General features: G+C 68.7%; 13 protein-coding genes. 4 read left to right on the forward strand and 9 right to left on the reverse strand.

The features are described from left to right. Positions 1 to 10: 10 nt before the first annotated feature. From ACFXHA_RS36545 to ftsY, 4 genes are all read right to left on the reverse strand, one after another. Positions 11 to 2,458: a [protein-PII] uridylyltransferase gene (locus ACFXHA_RS36545; RefSeq protein WP_379364438.1), complete on the reverse strand. Its 2,448-nt coding sequence runs from the start codon at positions 2,456 to 2,458 to the stop codon at positions 11 to 13. 110 nt (positions 2,459 to 2,568) lie between these two features. Further along, positions 2,569 to 2,907, reverse strand: coding sequence for a P-II family nitrogen regulator (locus ACFXHA_RS36550; protein ID WP_326309191.1), 339 nt, complete (start codon positions 2,905 to 2,907; stop codon positions 2,569 to 2,571). A gap of 5 nt (positions 2,908 to 2,912) precedes the next feature. Next, a complete protein-coding gene (locus ACFXHA_RS36555; protein WP_379364823.1) occupies positions 2,913 to 4,235 on the reverse strand; it encodes an ammonium transporter in 1,323 nt (440 codons plus the stop codon). A gap of 262 nt (positions 4,236 to 4,497) precedes the next feature. Then, the gene (ftsY, locus tag ACFXHA_RS36560) at positions 4,498 to 6,165 is read right to left on the reverse strand and encodes a signal recognition particle-docking protein FtsY (RefSeq protein WP_379364440.1); all 1,668 of its coding nucleotides are present in this window, start codon (positions 6,163 to 6,165) and stop codon (positions 4,498 to 4,500) included. Between the two features lie 215 nt (positions 6,166 to 6,380). Between ftsY and ACFXHA_RS36565 the strand changes: the two genes are divergently transcribed. Further along, the gene (locus tag ACFXHA_RS36565; RefSeq protein WP_379364442.1) at positions 6,381 to 6,770 is read left to right on the forward strand and encodes a DUF2237 family protein; all 390 of its coding nucleotides are present in this window, start codon (positions 6,381 to 6,383) and stop codon (positions 6,768 to 6,770) included. A 40-nt stretch (positions 6,771 to 6,810) separates the two neighbouring features. Here the strand turns inward: ACFXHA_RS36565 and ACFXHA_RS36570 are convergent, their stop codons facing one another. Continuing rightward, positions 6,811 to 7,716 carry a hypothetical protein gene (locus ACFXHA_RS36570; RefSeq protein ID WP_379364444.1) on the reverse strand — a complete coding sequence of 302 codons (906 nt, stop codon included), beginning with the start codon at positions 7,714 to 7,716 and terminating at the stop codon, positions 6,811 to 6,813. Positions 7,717 to 7,867: 151 nt separating this feature from the next. Continuing rightward, the gene (locus tag ACFXHA_RS36575) at positions 7,868 to 8,677 is read right to left on the reverse strand and encodes a TetR/AcrR family transcriptional regulator (RefSeq protein ID WP_379364446.1); all 810 of its coding nucleotides are present in this window, start codon (positions 8,675 to 8,677) and stop codon (positions 7,868 to 7,870) included. Between the two features lie 103 nt (positions 8,678 to 8,780). On the opposite strand from ACFXHA_RS36575, the gene ACFXHA_RS36580 reads away from it, so the two are divergent. Next, positions 8,781 to 9,695: an NmrA family NAD(P)-binding protein gene (locus tag ACFXHA_RS36580; protein WP_379364448.1), complete on the forward strand. Its 915-nt coding sequence runs from the start codon at positions 8,781 to 8,783 to the stop codon at positions 9,693 to 9,695. 46 nt (positions 9,696 to 9,741) lie between these two features. Here the strand turns inward: ACFXHA_RS36580 and ACFXHA_RS36585 are convergent, their stop codons facing one another. Together ACFXHA_RS36585 and ACFXHA_RS36590 are read right to left on the reverse strand one after the other, a co-directional pair. Further along, positions 9,742 to 10,380, reverse strand: a complete 639-nt coding sequence (locus ACFXHA_RS36585) for an HAD family acid phosphatase (protein ID WP_379364449.1) — start codon at positions 10,378 to 10,380, stop codon at positions 9,742 to 9,744. Positions 10,381 to 10,478: 98 nt separating this feature from the next. Continuing rightward, positions 10,479 to 14,309 carry an AAA family ATPase gene (locus ACFXHA_RS36590; protein ID WP_379364451.1) on the reverse strand — a complete coding sequence of 1,277 codons (3,831 nt, stop codon included), beginning with the start codon at positions 14,307 to 14,309 and terminating at the stop codon, positions 10,479 to 10,481. A gap of 94 nt (positions 14,310 to 14,403) precedes the next feature. Between ACFXHA_RS36590 and ACFXHA_RS36595 the strand changes: the two genes are divergently transcribed. Next, positions 14,404 to 14,865, forward strand: coding sequence for a nitroreductase family deazaflavin-dependent oxidoreductase (locus tag ACFXHA_RS36595; protein WP_379364453.1), 462 nt, complete (start codon positions 14,404 to 14,406; stop codon positions 14,863 to 14,865). Between the two features lie 33 nt (positions 14,866 to 14,898). Further along, the gene (locus tag ACFXHA_RS36600) at positions 14,899 to 15,840 is read left to right on the forward strand and encodes a MerR family transcriptional regulator (RefSeq protein ID WP_379364455.1); all 942 of its coding nucleotides are present in this window, start codon (positions 14,899 to 14,901) and stop codon (positions 15,838 to 15,840) included. Here ACFXHA_RS36600 and ACFXHA_RS36605 read toward each other — a convergent pair. Then, positions 15,827 to 16,318 (reverse strand): hypothetical protein, encoded by a 492-nt coding sequence (locus ACFXHA_RS36605; RefSeq protein ID WP_379364456.1) that lies wholly within the window; start codon positions 16,316 to 16,318, stop codon positions 15,827 to 15,829. The genes ACFXHA_RS36600 and ACFXHA_RS36605 overlap by 14 nt on opposite strands. Positions 16,319 to 16,360: the final 42 nt, after the last annotated feature.

Below are 16,360 nucleotides of genomic sequence, written 5' to 3' on the forward strand. Positions count from 1 at the left end.
AAGAACCGATTCAGCTGTCCGATTCGAGAGGTTTCTTCGGTTGTTGCGGCGGCACCACCGCCAGCAGCGCCGCCTCGATCTCCGCCCGCCGCTCCGGCGTGTCGCTGGCCCCGAGATCCAGGAAGAACGAGTCGATGACCGCCGAACCCATGGTCACCACCTTCGCCCAGCTCACATTCACCCCCGATTCGGCCAGCGCCGCCGCCAAGCGGCTCAGCAGACCAATCCGGTCCTCGGCACGCAGTTCCAGCAGCACCCGGCCCGGCTCGGCGGTCTCGTGCCAGAACACCCGCGGCTGCGCCTGCGCGAACGGACTCGGCTGGGTACCCCCCGCGTCACGCTCCTTGCGGGCCAGCACCGAACCCAGATCCAGATCCCCGTTGATGGCCCGGATCAGCTCCTGACGCAGCAGACCCGGATCCGGCGGATCACCGAAACGCGGTGCCACGACGAAGGTGTCGATGGCCGCGGCGCCGACACTGGCCAGCTCGGCCGACAGCACGCGCAGCGAATGCACCGCCAGTACGCCCGCCGCATCCGAGAGCAGTCCCGGATTGTCGGGTGCGACCACGGTGACGATGTGGTGGTAGCGGCCCTCCCCCGGCTTCAGATCCACGTGCACGCCACCGGCTTCCGCCCGCGCGCGTAACTCGTCCGGGATCGGCACCGGCTCGGGCAGTTCCTCGCCCGCCATGGCGCGACGGCAGTTGCGCACCAGTTCGCCGATGAGCGAGGCCTTCCAGTCGTTCCAGACGCCAGGCCCGGTGGCCAGGGCGTCGGCTTCGGACAGTGCGGCCAGCAGATCGAGCAGGTTGGGGTCGCCGTCGAGGGCGTCGATCACCATCTTCACGGTGTCGGAGTCGGTGATGTCGCGCCGGGTGGCGGTGTCGGGTAGCAGCAGGTGCCACCGCACCATGGCCGCGAGCGTCGCGACGTCGGAAGGCCAGAGCCCCAATCGTTTTCCGATGGAGGCGGCCAGTTCCGCGCCCACCACGCTGTGATCCTCGGTGCGGCCCTTGCCGATATCGTGCAGCAGCGCACCCAGCAGCAGCAGGTCCGGGCGGGCGACGCGGGTGGACAGCGCCCCGGCCTGGGCGACCGCCTCCATCAGGTGACGGTCGACGGTCCAGGTGTGCATGGCGTCGCGCGGCGGCAGGTCGCGCACGACTCCCCATTCCGGAAACAGCCTGCCCCACAGGCCGGTCCGGTCCAATGCCTCGATGGCGTCCACTGTGCCGCGGCCCGCACCCAACAACACCAGCAGGTCGTTGAGCGCCTCCTTGGGCCACGGCTCGCGTAGCTCGGGCGCGTCCTCACCGAGCCGGTTGAGCGTGGTGGCCGACATCGGCAGCCCGGTCAGCGCCGATGCCGAGGCCACCCGCAACACCAGCCCGGGATCGCGCTGCGGACGCGCGTCCCGTGCCAGCACCACCTCGCCGGAATGCTCGACCACCCCCTCATCGAGTGGTCGACGCACCGGGACCCGGCGCAGTCGCGCCAGGCCGCGCCGCGGCAGCGCGTTCCCGGCGGTGCGCAGTCCGACGTCGGTGGAATAGCTGACGGTGCGGGCCGCGTCGCTGAGCGTGCGGGCCAGATCGAAGCGGTCCCCGATGCGCAGGGCGGCCCCGATCTCGTCCGCGTCCTGCGCCCGCAACTGGTCGCGGGCCCGGCCCGCCACCCGATGCAGTTCGGTGCGCACATCCAGCAGGCGGCGATGCGCCTGTTTCAGCCCGCCGCCGGGCACTTCCGGACCGAGCCCCGGCATGGCGTCGGTCAGTTGTGCGATGGCGAGGGCGTCCAGCAACTGGATGTCACGCAGTCCGCCGCGGCCGTTCTTGAGGTCGGGTTCGGCGCGGTGGGCGACGTCTCCGCTTCGGCGCCAGCGGGTTTGGGCCTGCTCGAGCAGGGCGTCGAAACGGGACCGGACGCCGGCACGCCAGTCCCGTCGGACGCCGGTGATGAGCAGGCTGCTGAGCCCTTCGTCGCCGACGATGTGCCGGGCCTCGAGCATGCCGAGGGCCGCGGTCAGATCGTCGGAGGCGACGCGCAACGCCTGCGGGACGGTGCGCACACTGTGATCGAGCTTGATGTGGGCGTCCCACAGCGGATACCAGAGCTGATCGGCGACCTCGGCGACCCGCTTGGGGTCGATGTCGTCGTAGAGCAGCACCAGATCCAGGTCGGAGTAGGGCAGCATCTCCCGGCGGCCCAGTCCGCCCACCGCGACGATGGCGAGCCCGCTGTCGGCGGTGATACCGACCTCGTGCCCCTTGGTGGTCAACCACAGATCGAACAGGTCAACCAAGGCCTCCCGCAAAGCTTCTGCGTCCAGCCGCGTGGCGCGGCCGTTGGCGTTGTGCTCGGCGAGCAATTGGTCGCGGGCTCTCACCAGATCCGAAGCGCCGTTGGAAGCCTTGTCGGCCCCGGCCTTCTCGTCGCGTGCTTGTTGAAAACCCACGTCCCACCACCCATCTCGATTCAGTTCGTCGCCCCACATGGGGGCGGCCCCGCCTCCGCCGGTCGTTGGACACCGACGGAGGCCGGGGCCGCCTCTGGATCTGCCTGTGATTACAGAGCGTCGGCTCCGCGCTCACCGGTGCGCACCCGGATGATCGCGTCGACCGGGGTCACCCAGACCTTGCCGTCACCGATCTTGCCGGTGCGGGCGGCTTCCACGATGACCTCGACGACCTTGTCGACGGAGGCGTCGTCCACGACCACCTCGACCCGAACCTTCGGGACGAAGTCGACCGAGTACTCGGCACCGCGGTAAACCTCGGTGTGGCCCTTCTGGCGGCCGTAGCCCTGCACTTCGCTGACGGTCATGCCCAGCACGCCCGCCTGCTCCAGGCCGGTCTTCACGTCCTCCAGGGTGAACGGCTTAACGATCGCAGTGATCAGTTTCATTTTCGTCATGCCTCCTTGACGGCGGCGGTGCGCGCCGCACCACCCACAGCAGCGAAATCGTATGCCGTCTCGGCATGATCAGACTCGTCCATGCCCACGAACTCCTCTTCCTCCGTAGCGCGGAGGCCGATCGTGAACTTGATGGCGAAGGCGAGAATCAGCGTGACGGTGAACGAGAACGCAAGAACCACACCGGCACCGACGGCCTGACGCCACAGCTGGTCGAAGCCACCGCCGTAGAAGAGACCCTTGACCGCGGCCGGGGCCTCGGGGGCGGCGACCAGGCCGACCATCAGGGTGCCGATGATGCCGCCGACGAGGTGGACGCCGACGACGTCGAGCGAGTCGTCGAAGCCGAACTTGAACTTCAGGCCCACCGCGAGGGCGCAGGCCACACCGGCGACCAGGCCGATGGCCAGCGCGCCGAGCACGTTCACCGAGGAACAGGACGGGGTGATGGCGACCAGGCCGGCCACGATGCCCGAGGCGGCACCCAGCGAGGTGGCGTGGCCGTCACGGATCTTCTCGACGAGCAGCCAGCCGAGCATGGCGGTGCAGGTGGCGAAGGTGGTGGTCAGGAAGGTGGAACCCGCGGTGCCGTTGGAGGACAGCGCCGAACCGGCGTTGAAGCCGAACCAGCCGAACCACAGCAGACCGGCGCCGAGCATGACGAAGGGCAGGTTGTGCGGACGCATGGGGGTCTTGGGCCAGCCCTTGCGCTTGCCGAGGACGAGGCAGAGCGCCAGACCGGCAGCACCGGCGTTGATGTGGACGGCGGTACCACCCGCGAAGTCGATCACCTTGAGCTTGTTGGCGATCCAGCCACCCGCGTGGATGATGTTGCCGTTCGAGTCGGTGGCGTTGAAGTCGAAGACCCAGTGCGCGACCGGGAAGTAGACGACGGTGGCCCAGATCGCGGCGAACAGCGCCCAGGCGCCGAACTTCAGACGATCGGCGACCGCGCCCGAGATCAGGGCGACGGTGATGATCGCGAACATCAGCTGGAAGGCGACGAACACGGTCATCGGGATGCCGGTGTTACCCGCCAGCGGGATGCCTTGCGCTGCCGCGGTGGAGGTCGCCGCCTTGGCGTCCGCTCCGATCAGGCCCTTGAGCCCGAAGAACTGGGTCGGATTGCCGATCAGTCCGAACTTGTCATTGCCGAACGCCGTCGAGAATCCGAAGATCGCCCATAGGACGCCGACGATGCCCATCGCACTGATGGACATCATGATCATGTTCAGCACGTTCTTGCCACGGACCATGCCGCCGTAGAAGAACGCGAGCCCAGGGGTCATCAACAGCACCAATGCCGAGCTCGCGAGCATCCATGCCGTGTCGCCGGTGTTCGGCACATCAACGAGTGGGTACGCCACCTTTTTGTCCTCCTCATCATCAGCCCCGCAGCAACCTGCGAATAAGCCTGCAATGAGATTCGTCAGTCGGTGTTTCAGCCGTGATCCTGCGGCGTTTCGCGTAGGTGAACGGATGAGATTGCAGTGTTGCGGTCACGTTTCCGAAACCGCGCCACTGTTACGACGACATTGTGAGGTTGATGTTGATTTCGGTATCGATGCAGTTCAGGTGGTGTTATCCGAGTAGTGCGTCGACGAAGGCACCGGGTTCGAAGGGGGCAAGATCATCCGCACCCTCACCCAAACCGACCAGTTTGACTGGTACGCCGAGCTCGTGCTGGACCTGAAACACGATGCCGCCCTTGGCAGTTCCGTCCAGCTTGGTCAGCGCGACACCCGTGATATCCACGACATCCGCGAACACCCGGGCCTGCATCAGACCGTTCTGGCCGACCGTCGAGTCCAGCACCAAGATGACCTCGTCCACCGCCGCCTTCTTCTCGACGACGCGCTTCACCTTGCCCAGCTCGTCCATCAGGCCGGTCTTGGTGTGCAGGCGGCCGGCGGTGTCGATGAGCACGACATCCACGCCCCGGTCGATACCGGCGGCCACCGCGTCGAAGGCGACGGCCGCGGGATCCGCGCCCTCCTTGCCGCGCACGGTCTCCGCGCCGACCCGCTCACCCCAGGTCTGCAGCTGATCGGCGGCGGCGGCACGGAAGGTGTCGGCCGCGCCCAGCAGTACCCGGCGGCCGTCGGCGACCAGCACCCGCGCCAATTTGCCGGTGGTGGTGGTCTTTCCGGTGCCGTTCACGCCCACGACCAGCAGGATCGAGGGGTGATCGGCGTGCGGCAGGGCGCGGATCGAGCGATCCAGTTCCGGCCGCAGCGCCTCGATGAGGACATCGCGCAGCACCGCGCGCGCCTCGGCGGCGGTGCGCACGGTGCGGGTGGCCATTTCCTCGCGTAGCCGCTCCACGATGACCGCGGTGCTGGCGGTGCCGAGGTCGGCCATGACGAGGGTGTCCTCGATCTCCTCCCAGGAATCCTCGTCCAGGTCGCCGCCGCCCAGCAGGCCGAGCAGCGACTTGCCGACGGCGGTCTGCGAGCGGGACAGGCGACCGCGCAGGCGGGTCAGGCGGCCCGCGGTGGGCTCGATATCGGCGAGGTCGGGAGCGGAAGCCGCGGCGGGCGCGGCGGTTTCGCCAGCTGCGGCGGGCGCACCGGCACGAGCGGTAACCGCGGCCTCGGCAGCGGCCGCGACCTCCGCGGCGGCGACAGCGGCTTCGGCGGCCTCCTCCGCGGCGGCCTCCTCCGAGACTGGCTGCTCGGCAACCTCTCCCGCGCCCTGACCGGCGGCGGCCTCACCGGCCTCACCGGCGGCCTCGACCGCTTCGGCCCGCGCCTGCGCATCGGCATCGTCGGCAGTCGGAGCGGCAGAGCCGGTTTCGTCGGCAGCCTGCTCGGCGGCCTGAGCAGCGGTCGCCGATTCGGGCGCGTCGGATGCTTCGGCAGGTGTGACGGACTCGGCGGTCTCGGTGTCCGGGGCCAACTCGGGGCCCTGGACCGGGTCGGGCAGGCGGACATTGGTGATGGTGCGCTTGGGCGCGTCGCGCGGGACGGCGGCGTCGTCGCCGATGTGCGGCTGCCCTTCGTCGTCGGTGCGCTCGGGCAGCTTCGGCGTGGCCGGAACCTTTTCCTTCTCCGCCGCGCTGCCCTGGCTGAAGCTGAATCCGCTCGAGGCCTGATATCCGCCCGACCGGTCGGTGACCTCCTTGGTTTCGGTGGTCTCCGGGGTCAGCGAGATCCGGCGGCGCTTGTTGAGGCCGTATCCGGCCACCAGCGCCACGAGCAGCACCGCGGCGATCGCCGCGATGAGAATCCAAACTTCTGCAGTCGTCACGGCCCCATCCTTTCAGAGGCACCTGTATTGCCGGTTTCACACACCTACCGACGCGTTGAGGGGCAGTGTCGTCTATCACACAGCTATGCCGTGCAAGCGTCGACACGCCGGGGTGGGGCTTGGAGATCCCAACAACTACCGACTGGTCTGCTCGACTACGTGCCACAGTGCGGAAGGAGCGGCGAATGCGACACCGAGACAATAGGATCGGCCCTGTGACCGATCGAAATGTGCTTGGGGGACCGCTGGAGGAGTGTGGCACCGATCCTCTCACCGGCTTCTACCGGGACGGATGCTGCAGCACCGGTCCCGAAGACTTGGGTAGCCACACCGTCTGCACGGTGGTGACCGCGGAGTTTCTGGAGCACCAGAAGTCGATCGGCAACGACCTCGTCACCCCACGGCCGGAGAACAACTTCCCCGGCCTGCAACCGGGTGACAGATGGTGCGTGGTGGCCGTGCGCTGGCTGCATGCCCATGAAGACGGGGTGGCCGCACCGGTGATCTTGGCCGCGACCCACGAGAACGCGCTGGAAGTCGTCCCGATGGACACCCTGCGCAAATACGCCGTCGACGTCCCCGACGATGTGAGCGACCTGCTCTAGGCCGCCCACCGGCCGACTACCGCCCGCCGCCCTGGCGCAGCTACTCCCCGCCTTTACGCAGCAGGGCCCCGCCCTTGCGCAGCAGAGCCTCGGTCGCGCTGCGCATTTCGACCCGGGCGGCGAACAGGTGCGGGTCCGACGCGAAGGCCAGCCGGTCCGCGCCGGCCTGCAGCGGAGAGTTGAGCACCTGCAGCGTGATGGCGGCGGCGATGGCGCCGAACAACAACGACACCAGGGCGGGGCGCTCCCCCGCCAGGGCGAGCGCCAGCGCGGCCTGCCCGCCGAACACGGCGGCGGTGGCGGCCGAGATCACCAGCGAGTGGATCATGCCCGCGCGCAGGGCTTCCCCCTCGTCGTAGGCGTCGACCACCGCGATGCCCAGGCCCAGCACCACCAGGTCAGCGGCCAGCACCGAGAGCATGGCGGTGCGCGGAAGCACATTGAGGCCCAACAGGATCAGGGCCGCGCTCAGCCCGAGCAGCAGCGCGCCGACGGTGAGCAGTCCGGCCGCCGAGCGACGCGAATCCTCCGACCATTCGGCATGCTGGCCGAGCATGCCCAGCATGGTGCCCAGCAGCGCGAGCAGGGTGAGCGCGCCCAGCAGATACCCGGCGGGCAGGAAGCCGCCCGCCGCGGGCATGGCCAGCAGCGCGCACAGTGGTATCAGTCCGACCCGCCACACCCGGTCCACGCGTTCGACCGCGCGGGCGGGCAACAGCCGCACGAAAACTCCGCTGAAGGCCAGCACCGGGGCGCACACCAGCACGATCCGCACCCCGTCGAACCAGGGACTGCTCCCGGCCAGCCGATCGATCACCACCGCGGCCGCATAGACCAGCAATCCGACGGCCGCCCTGCGTAACAACGGCTTTCGCGGATCCCGCGCCAGCAGATACAAACCGAGCCACCATGCGACACCGAACGCCGCGGCCGACACCCAAACCACGCAGGGAGCGTACTTCCCCACTGCCGGTTTGCGGGTGGTAACAAAGACACCGTATATGGGCCTCTACCAGCGTTTTTCGCCTTCCCGGCCGTCTCGTCACACCTTCGCACCGTTTCGGACACACCCAGGTCACGAAGCGCCCCAACGGGTTTCACTCCCGGCCGGATCTCACCCCTTGGTGACGGCGGCGGTGAGCCTTCTGACGGCAGGCGGGCGAGCAGTAGCGGGCTGGGCGGCCGGTGCCGGTGGCGTGAATCGGGGCGGTGCAGATGGGGCAGAGTGGTATCAGGGTTTCGTTACGCGCCGAGGTTTCGTCACGGCGGGCGGATGGGTTTCGGCGTTTCGTTACGGGGGTCGCCGCGGGGCGGGCGCGCATCGAATCCAGCACCAGCGCGGCCGGGCGCGACAGTTCCTGACCGGGGCTGAGGCGTTGGATGGCAACGCATCCGGTGAACAGGGCCAGCACGTCGGACAGCAGCAGATCGGAACGGATCGCACCCTGACGCTGTGCCGCGGTGAGCAGGTCGTCGAGGGCGGCATGGAAGCGTGCGCCCGCGTCCCGCACCAGTTCGCGGGGCCAGCCGTCACCGCTGACCATGTCGCACATGGCCTGGTTGCGGTGGCTGGAGACGATCACCTCGGTGCAGAAGGAGAAGAACGCGGCACCCGCGTCGGGAGCATCCCGCAGTCGGTGCGCCAGACCGGTGAGCCGATCGATGCGCTGCTGCATAACCGCTTCCAGCAGCGCGGTTTTCGTCGGGAAATGCCGATATACGGTGCCCGCGCCGACACCCGCGCGCCGCGCCACCTCGGCGAGCGACACCGCGACCCCGCCCTCGGCGAGCGCGCGCTGCGCGGCCGCGAGCACCAGCGCACGATTGCGGCGCGCGTCGGCCCGGCTGTTCGCGGCGGCACGGTCATCCGGAACAGGTGCGGTGCGAGAAAGAGTGGGCGCGGACATTTCGTTACGCGGATCCTTTCCGGTGGTGGCCAACGGAAACGGGCGCTTCTAGCGTTCGTATTCGGGTCGACCGACCCGAATACTACCGAACGAACGGGCGACAATGTCTTCTCGCGATGAGTCTTCTCGTGATGATCTGATCCTGGTTACCGGCGCGACCGGCAAGCAGGGTGGTGCGACCGCGCGTCGGCTGCTGACCGTCGGCAGACGGGTGCGCGCGCTGGTGCGCGATCCACAATCGCCTGCCGCACAGGAGCTCGCGGCGGCGGGCGCGGAATTGGCCGTCGGCGATTTCGATGATGCCGATAGTGTCGCCGCGGCGCTGGCGGGTGCGGGCTCGGCCTTCCTGGTGCCGCCCGCGACCTTCGGCCCCAACGGCTGGGATGTCGACCTCGAGGTCGAGCGCGGCGTCCGGTTCATCGACGCGGCACGCGCGGCCGGGGTCGAGTTCATCGTGTTCGCGAGCGTCGCGTCCTTCACCGCGGACGGGCAGTGGGGTGCGCAGGGCAAGCGGCGGGTGGAGGCGGCACTGCGCGAGAGTGGCCTGCACTGGACCATTCTGCGGCCGGTCCGGTTCATGGAGAACTACCTCATGCGAGGGTTCCCGATCGACGGCATCTCCGATGGCGTGCACCGGCAGTTGTTCCCGGCCGACCGGCCGATCCAGTCCATCGCCGTCGACGATATCGGTGTCTTCGCGCAGCTGGCGTTCGACGATCCGGCGCGGTTCCACGGGGAGATCTTGGAATTGGCCGGTGACGCTCGGACCATGCCCGAGGCCGCGGCGGTGGTCGGCGGCGCTATCGGTCAGCCGGTGCGCTACGTGGAGGCCCTGGAATCGGAGGCCGAGGCCATGGGGCCGGAGGTGGTGGCGGCCTGGCGGCTGGGGCGGCAGGGGCAGGGCTGGCATGCCGACATTCCCGCGCTCCGCGAAATCCACCCCGGACTGCGGACTTTGGAGGATTGGCTGGCGGAATCCGGTGCGGCGCGGCTGAAAGCGCTGTCGGCCCAGGAGTGACGGGGACCGTGCGGAGACCCGTTGAGCCTCCGCACGTCACGCCCGATCAGGGCAGTGCGCCGTTGTAGTCCGGCAGTTTGAAGGTCTGTTCGGCGTGGCCGCCGGACAGGTCGGAGGCACTGTTGCCGATATTGGCGACGATGGTGTAGCCCTGGCCCTCGATGGTGGCGCGGGTGGCGGTCTTGTAGTCGGCGAGGGCGGCCGCGCCGCCGGAGCCGGTGGTGAGGCCGCCGCCGTAGAGCCCGTCGACGGTGTAACCGACGGAGCTGAGGTTGATCTGGGTGTAGAAGCCGAGCAGCGCGGGCCGCCCGGTCACGAAGATGAGGGACGCGCCTTGGCTTTTCGCCCACTGGGCCAGTTTCAGCATGGGCGGGATGGCCGGGGTGATCGGTCCCGGATGGTAGGTCGTCTCCAGCACCGTGTTGTCGACGTCGAACACGATGGCGGGCTTGGTGGCACCGGGCAGCGCGGTGGTCAGGTAGGTCTGGGCGGCATTGGCCACCGTGGTGACGTCGCTGATCCACTGGCTGTAGGGCGGCAGGTTGGCATTGCTGCCGCCGGATCCGGACAGGGATCCGGTGCCCGAGGCCGATCCCGATGATCCGGAATCGGCCAGGGCGAGCGGCAGGGGTGCGGCGAGTCCGACGGCGATACCGGCGGCCAGTAAAGCGATGGAGCGTCTCATGGGGCGGGACGCTAGCGCCTACCCCATACGACCCGCAGGCGTTTCACATTGGCGTGCACCAGAATTCCCGCTCACCGGGACCGGCCGTGGCCAGTCGTTCAGGGTGTCGCCCCGACCAGGTTCTCGCCGCGCAATCGCTGCGAGATCACCTGGGTGATGCCGTCGCCGCGCATGCTGACGCCGTAGAGCGCGTCGGCGACCTCCATGGTCGGCTTCTGGTGGGTGATGACGATCAGCTGGCTCTTCTCCCGCAGCTGCTCGAACAGGCCGATGAGCCGGCGCAGGTTGGTGTCGTCCAGCGCGGCCTCGACCTCGTCCATGACATAGAACGGGGACGGCCGGGCCCGGAAGATCGACACCAGGAAAGCGACTGCGGCCAGGGACTTCTCGCCACCGGAGAGCAGCGACAGGCGCTTGACCTTCTTGCCCGGCGGGCGGGCCTCGACCTCGACGCCGGTGGTGAGCATATTGGCGGGATCGGTGAGCAGCAGTCGCCCCTCGCCGCCGGGGAACAGTCGCGAGAACACGCCCTCGAATTCGCGTTCCACGTCTTCGTAGGCTTCGGTGAAGACCTGCAGGATGCGCTCGTCCACCTCCGCGACCACGTCCATCAGGTCCTGGCGGGCCTTCTTGACGTCCTCGAGCTGGGTGTTGAGGAAGGTGTAGCGCTCCTCGAGCGCCGCGAACTCCTCGAGCGCAAGGGGATTCACCTTGCCGAGGGTGACGAGGTCCTTCTCGGCGCGCTTGGCGCGGCGCTCCTGGGTGGGGCGGTCGTACGGCATGGGCTGGGGTTCGCTGACGGATTCACCGCGGTCGCGGGCCGCCTCGTACTCCATCATCTCCAGCGCGGTGGGCGGCATCGGGTTGTCCGGGCCGTATTCGGCGATGAGGTCGTCGAGGCTGAGGCCGAACTGTTCGGAGATGGTCGTCTCGACCTGTTCGATGCGCAGCGCGGCCTGCGCGCGGGCCACCTCGTCGCGGTGCACGGCGTCGGTGAGCTGGGTCAGCTGGGTGTTGAGGGCGCGGGCGCGTTCCTTGGTCTGTTCCACCTGTGCCGCGAATTCGCTACGGCGGCGCACCAATTCGTCCCGGCGGGCGGAGGCTTGCGCGACCACCTTCTCCAGTTCGCCCGCCACCTTCTCGGCGGATTCGGCGACAACGGCGGCCACGGCGGCGGCCTGACGGCGCGCGGCGTGCGCGCGTTCGGCGCGGGCACGGTTGTCGCGTTCGGCGCGGGCGGCGCGACGCAGCGAATCCGCTTTGCCGCGAACAGATTCCGCGCGTTCCTCGGCGGTACGGACGGCCAGGCGGGCCTCGACCTCCATGGAGCGCGATTCGGCCAGGGCAGCGGCAGCCTCCTCGCGGGCGTATCCGGCGGTCTCGGTACCCGCGGCCTCCGGATCCATGCCGTCCTGCTCGTTTTCGGCATTGCGCAGCCGATCTTCGAGTTCGGCGAGCTTGGAAAGCGTGTCCTCGCGGCCGGTTTCGGTGTCGGCGCGTTGGGCGAGCAGGCGGTCGCATTCGCGTTGCGCGGTGCGGGCGGAGTGGCCCAGGCGGCCCAGGCGGTCGTAGATGGCGACCAGGGCCTGATCGGATTCGTGCAGGGCGAGCAGGGCGTGGTCGACGGCGTCTTTACGGTCGGTCTGCTCGGCGAGCGCACCGGACAGGGCGGCCTCGAGTTCCTCGGCCTGCCGCTGCCAGGACACCAATTCGTCCTTGGCGGAATCGATGTCGGCCTGCACCTCGAGCTGGCTGGGGGCGCGGTCGGAGCCGCCGAGCACCCAGCCGCTGCCGGTGAGATCGCCCTCGCGGGTGACCACGCGCAGTTCGGGACGTTCGGCGATGACGCGGGCGGCGGTGGCGAGATCGTCCGCGACGGCGACACCGGCGGTGAGCGCGGCAATCGCGGCCCGCAAGTTCGCCGGGCATTCGACGACTTCGGCCAGCCAGCGGGCACTACCCGGTAGTCGCGAATCTGCTTGTTCCGCAGCAGGTTTCACACCGGCTCCGGAACCGGCTATGTCGGAGACCAGTTCACCCGCGCCGAGGGCCTCGGGCCCACTGCCGAAGGCTCCTCGCGTGCCACCGAAAGCTCCCAGTGCATTGCCGGTGGCTCCGGGTGCATCACCGGAGGTTCCGAATGCATTGCCAGAGCCTGCGGGTGCACCAGTAGAGGTGCCAGCGGCGCTACCCCACGTGCCGGAGGCGTTGCCCGAAGGCGCGTCGGCGAAGACGAGTGCCGCGCGGCCGCCGTCGGCTTCCTTCAGCGCGCGGACCGCGGCGTGGGCCGAGGGGCCGGTGTCGGCGGCGACCGCGTCGGCGAGCGGGCCGAGGGCGGCGGCGACGGCGGCCTCGAATCCGCCTTGCACGCGGATCAATCCGGACAGCGGGCCGAGCAGGCCGTCGGTGCGGTGTTCGAGCAGCCAGGCCGCGCCGTCCTTGCGGCGCAGGCCCATGGTGAGGGCTTCGATGCGGGCGGTGAGGGAGGCGACGCGTTTGCCTGCCTCGCGGTCCTTGTCGCGCAGTTCGGTGACGCGCTGGTCGGCCAGGGCCAGGGCCTGGGCGGCGTGCTCGTAGGAGTGGTCGAGGCCTTCCTCGCCCGCGTCGAGTTCGTCGAGTTCGCTCTGCACGGCCTCGAATTCGGCGTTGGCTTCCTCACCGCGGCGGCGGGCCTCGACGATGCCGGCGGACATGCGCGCGATCTCGCCGTCCACGGATTGGGCGCGGCTGCGCAGGGTGTCGACCTGGCCGGAGAGCCGGGCCAGGCCCTCGCGGCGGTCGGCGATGGCGCGCACGGCGGCGAGGTGGGCCTGTTCGGCGGCCTTGGCGGCCTGTTCGCGTTCGTAGAGTTGTTCGCGCGCGGCTTCCAAGGTCTCGGTGGCCATTTCGACCGCTTCGCGCAGTTCGGCTTCTTCGCCCTCGACCCGGTCCGCTTCGCGTTCCAGCTGGTCGGGGTCGCGGCCCTCGCCGGTGGGCTGCTCGATGGTGAGATTTCGGGCGCGGTCGCGGGCGATGCGGATGGTGGCGTTGACGCGTTCGGTGAGTGCGGAGAGCTGGAACCAGGTCTGGGCGGCGGCCTCGGCGCTGGGCGTCAGCTTGGAGAGCTCGAATTCCTGCTGCGCGAGTGCGGCATTCGCGGCATCCATCTCGGTCTGCACGGTGACGTGCTGCTCGCGCGCGTACGCCTCTTTGGACTGCTGGCTCTCGAGTTCGCGGCGGCGCGACACCAGATCGTCGGCGGCCAGGCGCAATCGGGAATCCCGCAGTTCGGACTGGACGGTCGCGGCGCGACGGGCGACCTCGGCCTGCCGCCCCAACGGCTTCAACTGCCTGCGCAATTCGGTGGTGAGGTCGGTGAGCCGCGCCATATTCGACTGCATGGCGTCGAGCTTGCGGACCGCCTTCTCCTTGCGGCGGCGATGCTTGAGCACGCCGGCGGCCTCTTCGATGAAGGCCCGCCGATCCTCCGGCCGAGATTCCAGAATCGCCGAGAGCCGCCCCTGCCCGACGATGACGTGCATCTCGCGCCCGATACCGGAGTCGCTGAGCAATTCCTGCACATCCATCAATCGGCAGGCGTTTCCATTGATCTCGTATTCGCCCGCGCCGTCGCGGAACATCCGTCGCGTGATCGACACTTCCGAGTATTCGATGGGCAGCACGCCATCCGAGTTGTCAATGGTCAGGGTGACCTCGGCACGACCGAGCGGCGCGCGGCCCGTGGTCCCGGCGAAGATGACATCTTCCATCTTCCCGCCCCGCAGCGCCTTCGCGCCCTGCTCACCCATCACCCAGGTGAGCGCGTCGACGACATTCGACTTCCCCGACCCGTTGGGCCCCACCACACAGGTGATCCCCGGTTCGAATCGCAACGTCGTCGCGGACGCGAAGGACTTGAACCCCTTCAGCGTCAGACTCTTCAGATGCACAGCGGCCCACCCTACCCGCTCCCCCGCGATTGCCCCGAGTATGCCGGAACACCGAGTCCCAGATCAGGACACGCAAGCGACCTATGGTGAAGAAGTGACCGCGTCAGGAGTAGGTGCACGACTCTTACAGACCCGCTGGTTCGTCCGAGCTCCGATCGGATTGTTCCGAGCCCGCCTCGGCTTCCTCTTCGGCCGCCGCATGCTCATGCTCGAACATCGGGGCCGAAAATCCGGCGAGCCCCGCTACGTGGTCCTGGAAACCGTGGCCCGGCCGGACGCCCACACGGTCATCATCGCCTCCGGCTTCGGCACCCGATCCCAGTGGTATCGCAACCTGCTCGCCTCTCCGGCCTGCCGCATCACCATCGGCTTGCACTACCGAGCCCCCGCCACCGCCCGCACTCTCACCCCCGACGAGGCGAAACCGGTACTGGCCGAATACAAGCGAGCCCATCCCGCCGCCTACCGCCAACTGAGCGGCGTCATCGAGGCCGCCATCGGCACCTCCATAGAAGCGGTGCCCCTCGTTCAGCTGGCGTTTCAACCCGGGGCTTGAGTCTCCCCCAAGGGGAAGCTGCAAGGTAGAGCCATGGACGACGACACGCTCCTCACCATCGGGGCCCTGGCTCACCGAACCGGACTGACGGTCAAGACGATTCGGTTCTATGACGACAAGGGGATCGTTCCGGCGACCATGCACAGTGCCGCCGGCTATCGGCTCTACGACGTCGAAGCCGTGGCGCGGCTCGAACTGGTCCGCACCCTGCGCGACCTGGGCGTGGACCTGGCGACCGTGCGCCGCGTCCTGGCCCGCGAGACCTCCCTGACCGAGGTCGCGACCGCCCACGCCGAGGCGATGGACATCCAGATCCGGGTCCTGCGCCTGCGCCGAGCGGTCTTGCGAGCGGTAGCCAAACGGGAATCAGACGAAAAGGAGATGGGATTCATGAACAAACTGGTGCAGCTGACCGAAACCGAGCGCGACCGCATCATTCACGACTTCGTCGACAATACTTTCGGCGCCTTCGACGGCAACCCCGCCGTCGTCGAACTGCTCCGCTCGAGCATGCCGGAACTCCCCGACGACCCCACCCCCGACCAGGTCACCGCCTGGATGGACCTGGTGGAACTGGTGCAGGACACCGACTTCCGCACCGCCGTCCGCCACATGGCCGAATACCAGGAAAAAGAAAAAGCCGCAGGCGACGACACCGGCCTCCACCACGACCTCACCGAAGCAGTAGCCGAGGCAGTCGCCCGCGCCCTCTCCGAAGGCATCGCCCCCGACAGCCCCGCCGCCACCCCCATCATCGACACCCTCACCGCCCGCTACTCCGAAACCTTCACCAAACCGAACGACCGCCCCCTCCGCGAATGGATCCTCACCCGCCTAACCATCGCCAACGACCCACGCGTAACCCGCTATTGGCACCTGGTTACAACCATCAACGCCTGGCCCGCCCTCCCCGACCTATCCCCCACCTTCGACTGGTTCGCCGCCGCCCTCCGCGCCGACCTCACCCAGCGGTAGCGGGGACCGGGGCGGGCAGGTTACGTCGCCAGAGTTCCAGGAGAGGGAGCGCTACCAGAGTCGGGCCGAGCCAGGCGATGAGTTCGGAAGGGCCGTAGAGGGGGCCGTGGAGGGCGAAGGCGACGACGAGAGTCGCTGTCCAGAGGGCGATATAGGAGCCGCCGAGGCCGTGGACGTAGGCGTGGGTCCAGGTGTTGGGGCGGGATCTGGCTCGGCGGCCGAGGTCGGCGAGGGCGTAGGTGAGGGCTGAGAGGGGGATGAGCCACCAGAGGTCGGGGCGGTGCCAGAGGACCATGATGGTGGCGGTGAGGCCGACGGCGGCAAGGGTTCTCAGGTACCAGCGCCATAGGTTGGTGGGGTGGGAGGGGGCGGGGGTGCGCCGGGTTTTGGTGTCGGACAGGGCGACTGCGGGGCCTAGGAGTAGGCCGAGGGTGCCGACGATGATGTGCAGGGTCAGTAGGGCTGGGTATGTGGGCATGGCCCACCTCCAGGGGGTGTGAGCGGGCGGCCGGGTAGGGCC

Source organism: Nocardia sp. NPDC059240 (assembly GCF_042753865.1).
Taxonomy (GTDB): Bacteria; Actinomycetota; Actinomycetes; order Mycobacteriales; family Mycobacteriaceae; genus Nocardia.

Excerpts from the sequence above, each read along its gene's own strand:
- ACFXHA_RS36550 (WP_326309191.1), bottom strand. The coding sequence starts at position 2,907 with ATGAAACTGATCACTGCGATCGTTAAGCCGTTCACCCTGGAGGACGTG.
- ACFXHA_RS36555 (WP_379364823.1), bottom strand. The coding sequence starts at position 4,235 with ATGCTCGCGAGCTCGGCATTGGTGCTGTTGATGACCCCTGGGCTCGCG.
- ACFXHA_RS36575 (WP_379364446.1), bottom strand. The coding sequence starts at position 8,677 with ATGTCCGCGCCCACTCTTTCTCGCACCGCACCTGTTCCGGATGACCGT.
- ACFXHA_RS36580 (WP_379364448.1), top strand. The coding sequence starts at position 8,781 with ATGTCTTCTCGCGATGAGTCTTCTCGTGATGATCTGATCCTGGTTACC.
- ACFXHA_RS36585 (WP_379364449.1), bottom strand. The coding sequence starts at position 10,380 with ATGAGACGCTCCATCGCTTTACTGGCCGCCGGTATCGCCGTCGGACTC.
- ACFXHA_RS36600 (WP_379364455.1), top strand. The coding sequence starts at position 14,899 with ATGGACGACGACACGCTCCTCACCATCGGGGCCCTGGCTCACCGAACC.
- ACFXHA_RS36605 (WP_379364456.1), bottom strand. The coding sequence starts at position 16,318 with ATGCCCACATACCCAGCCCTACTGACCCTGCACATCATCGTCGGCACC.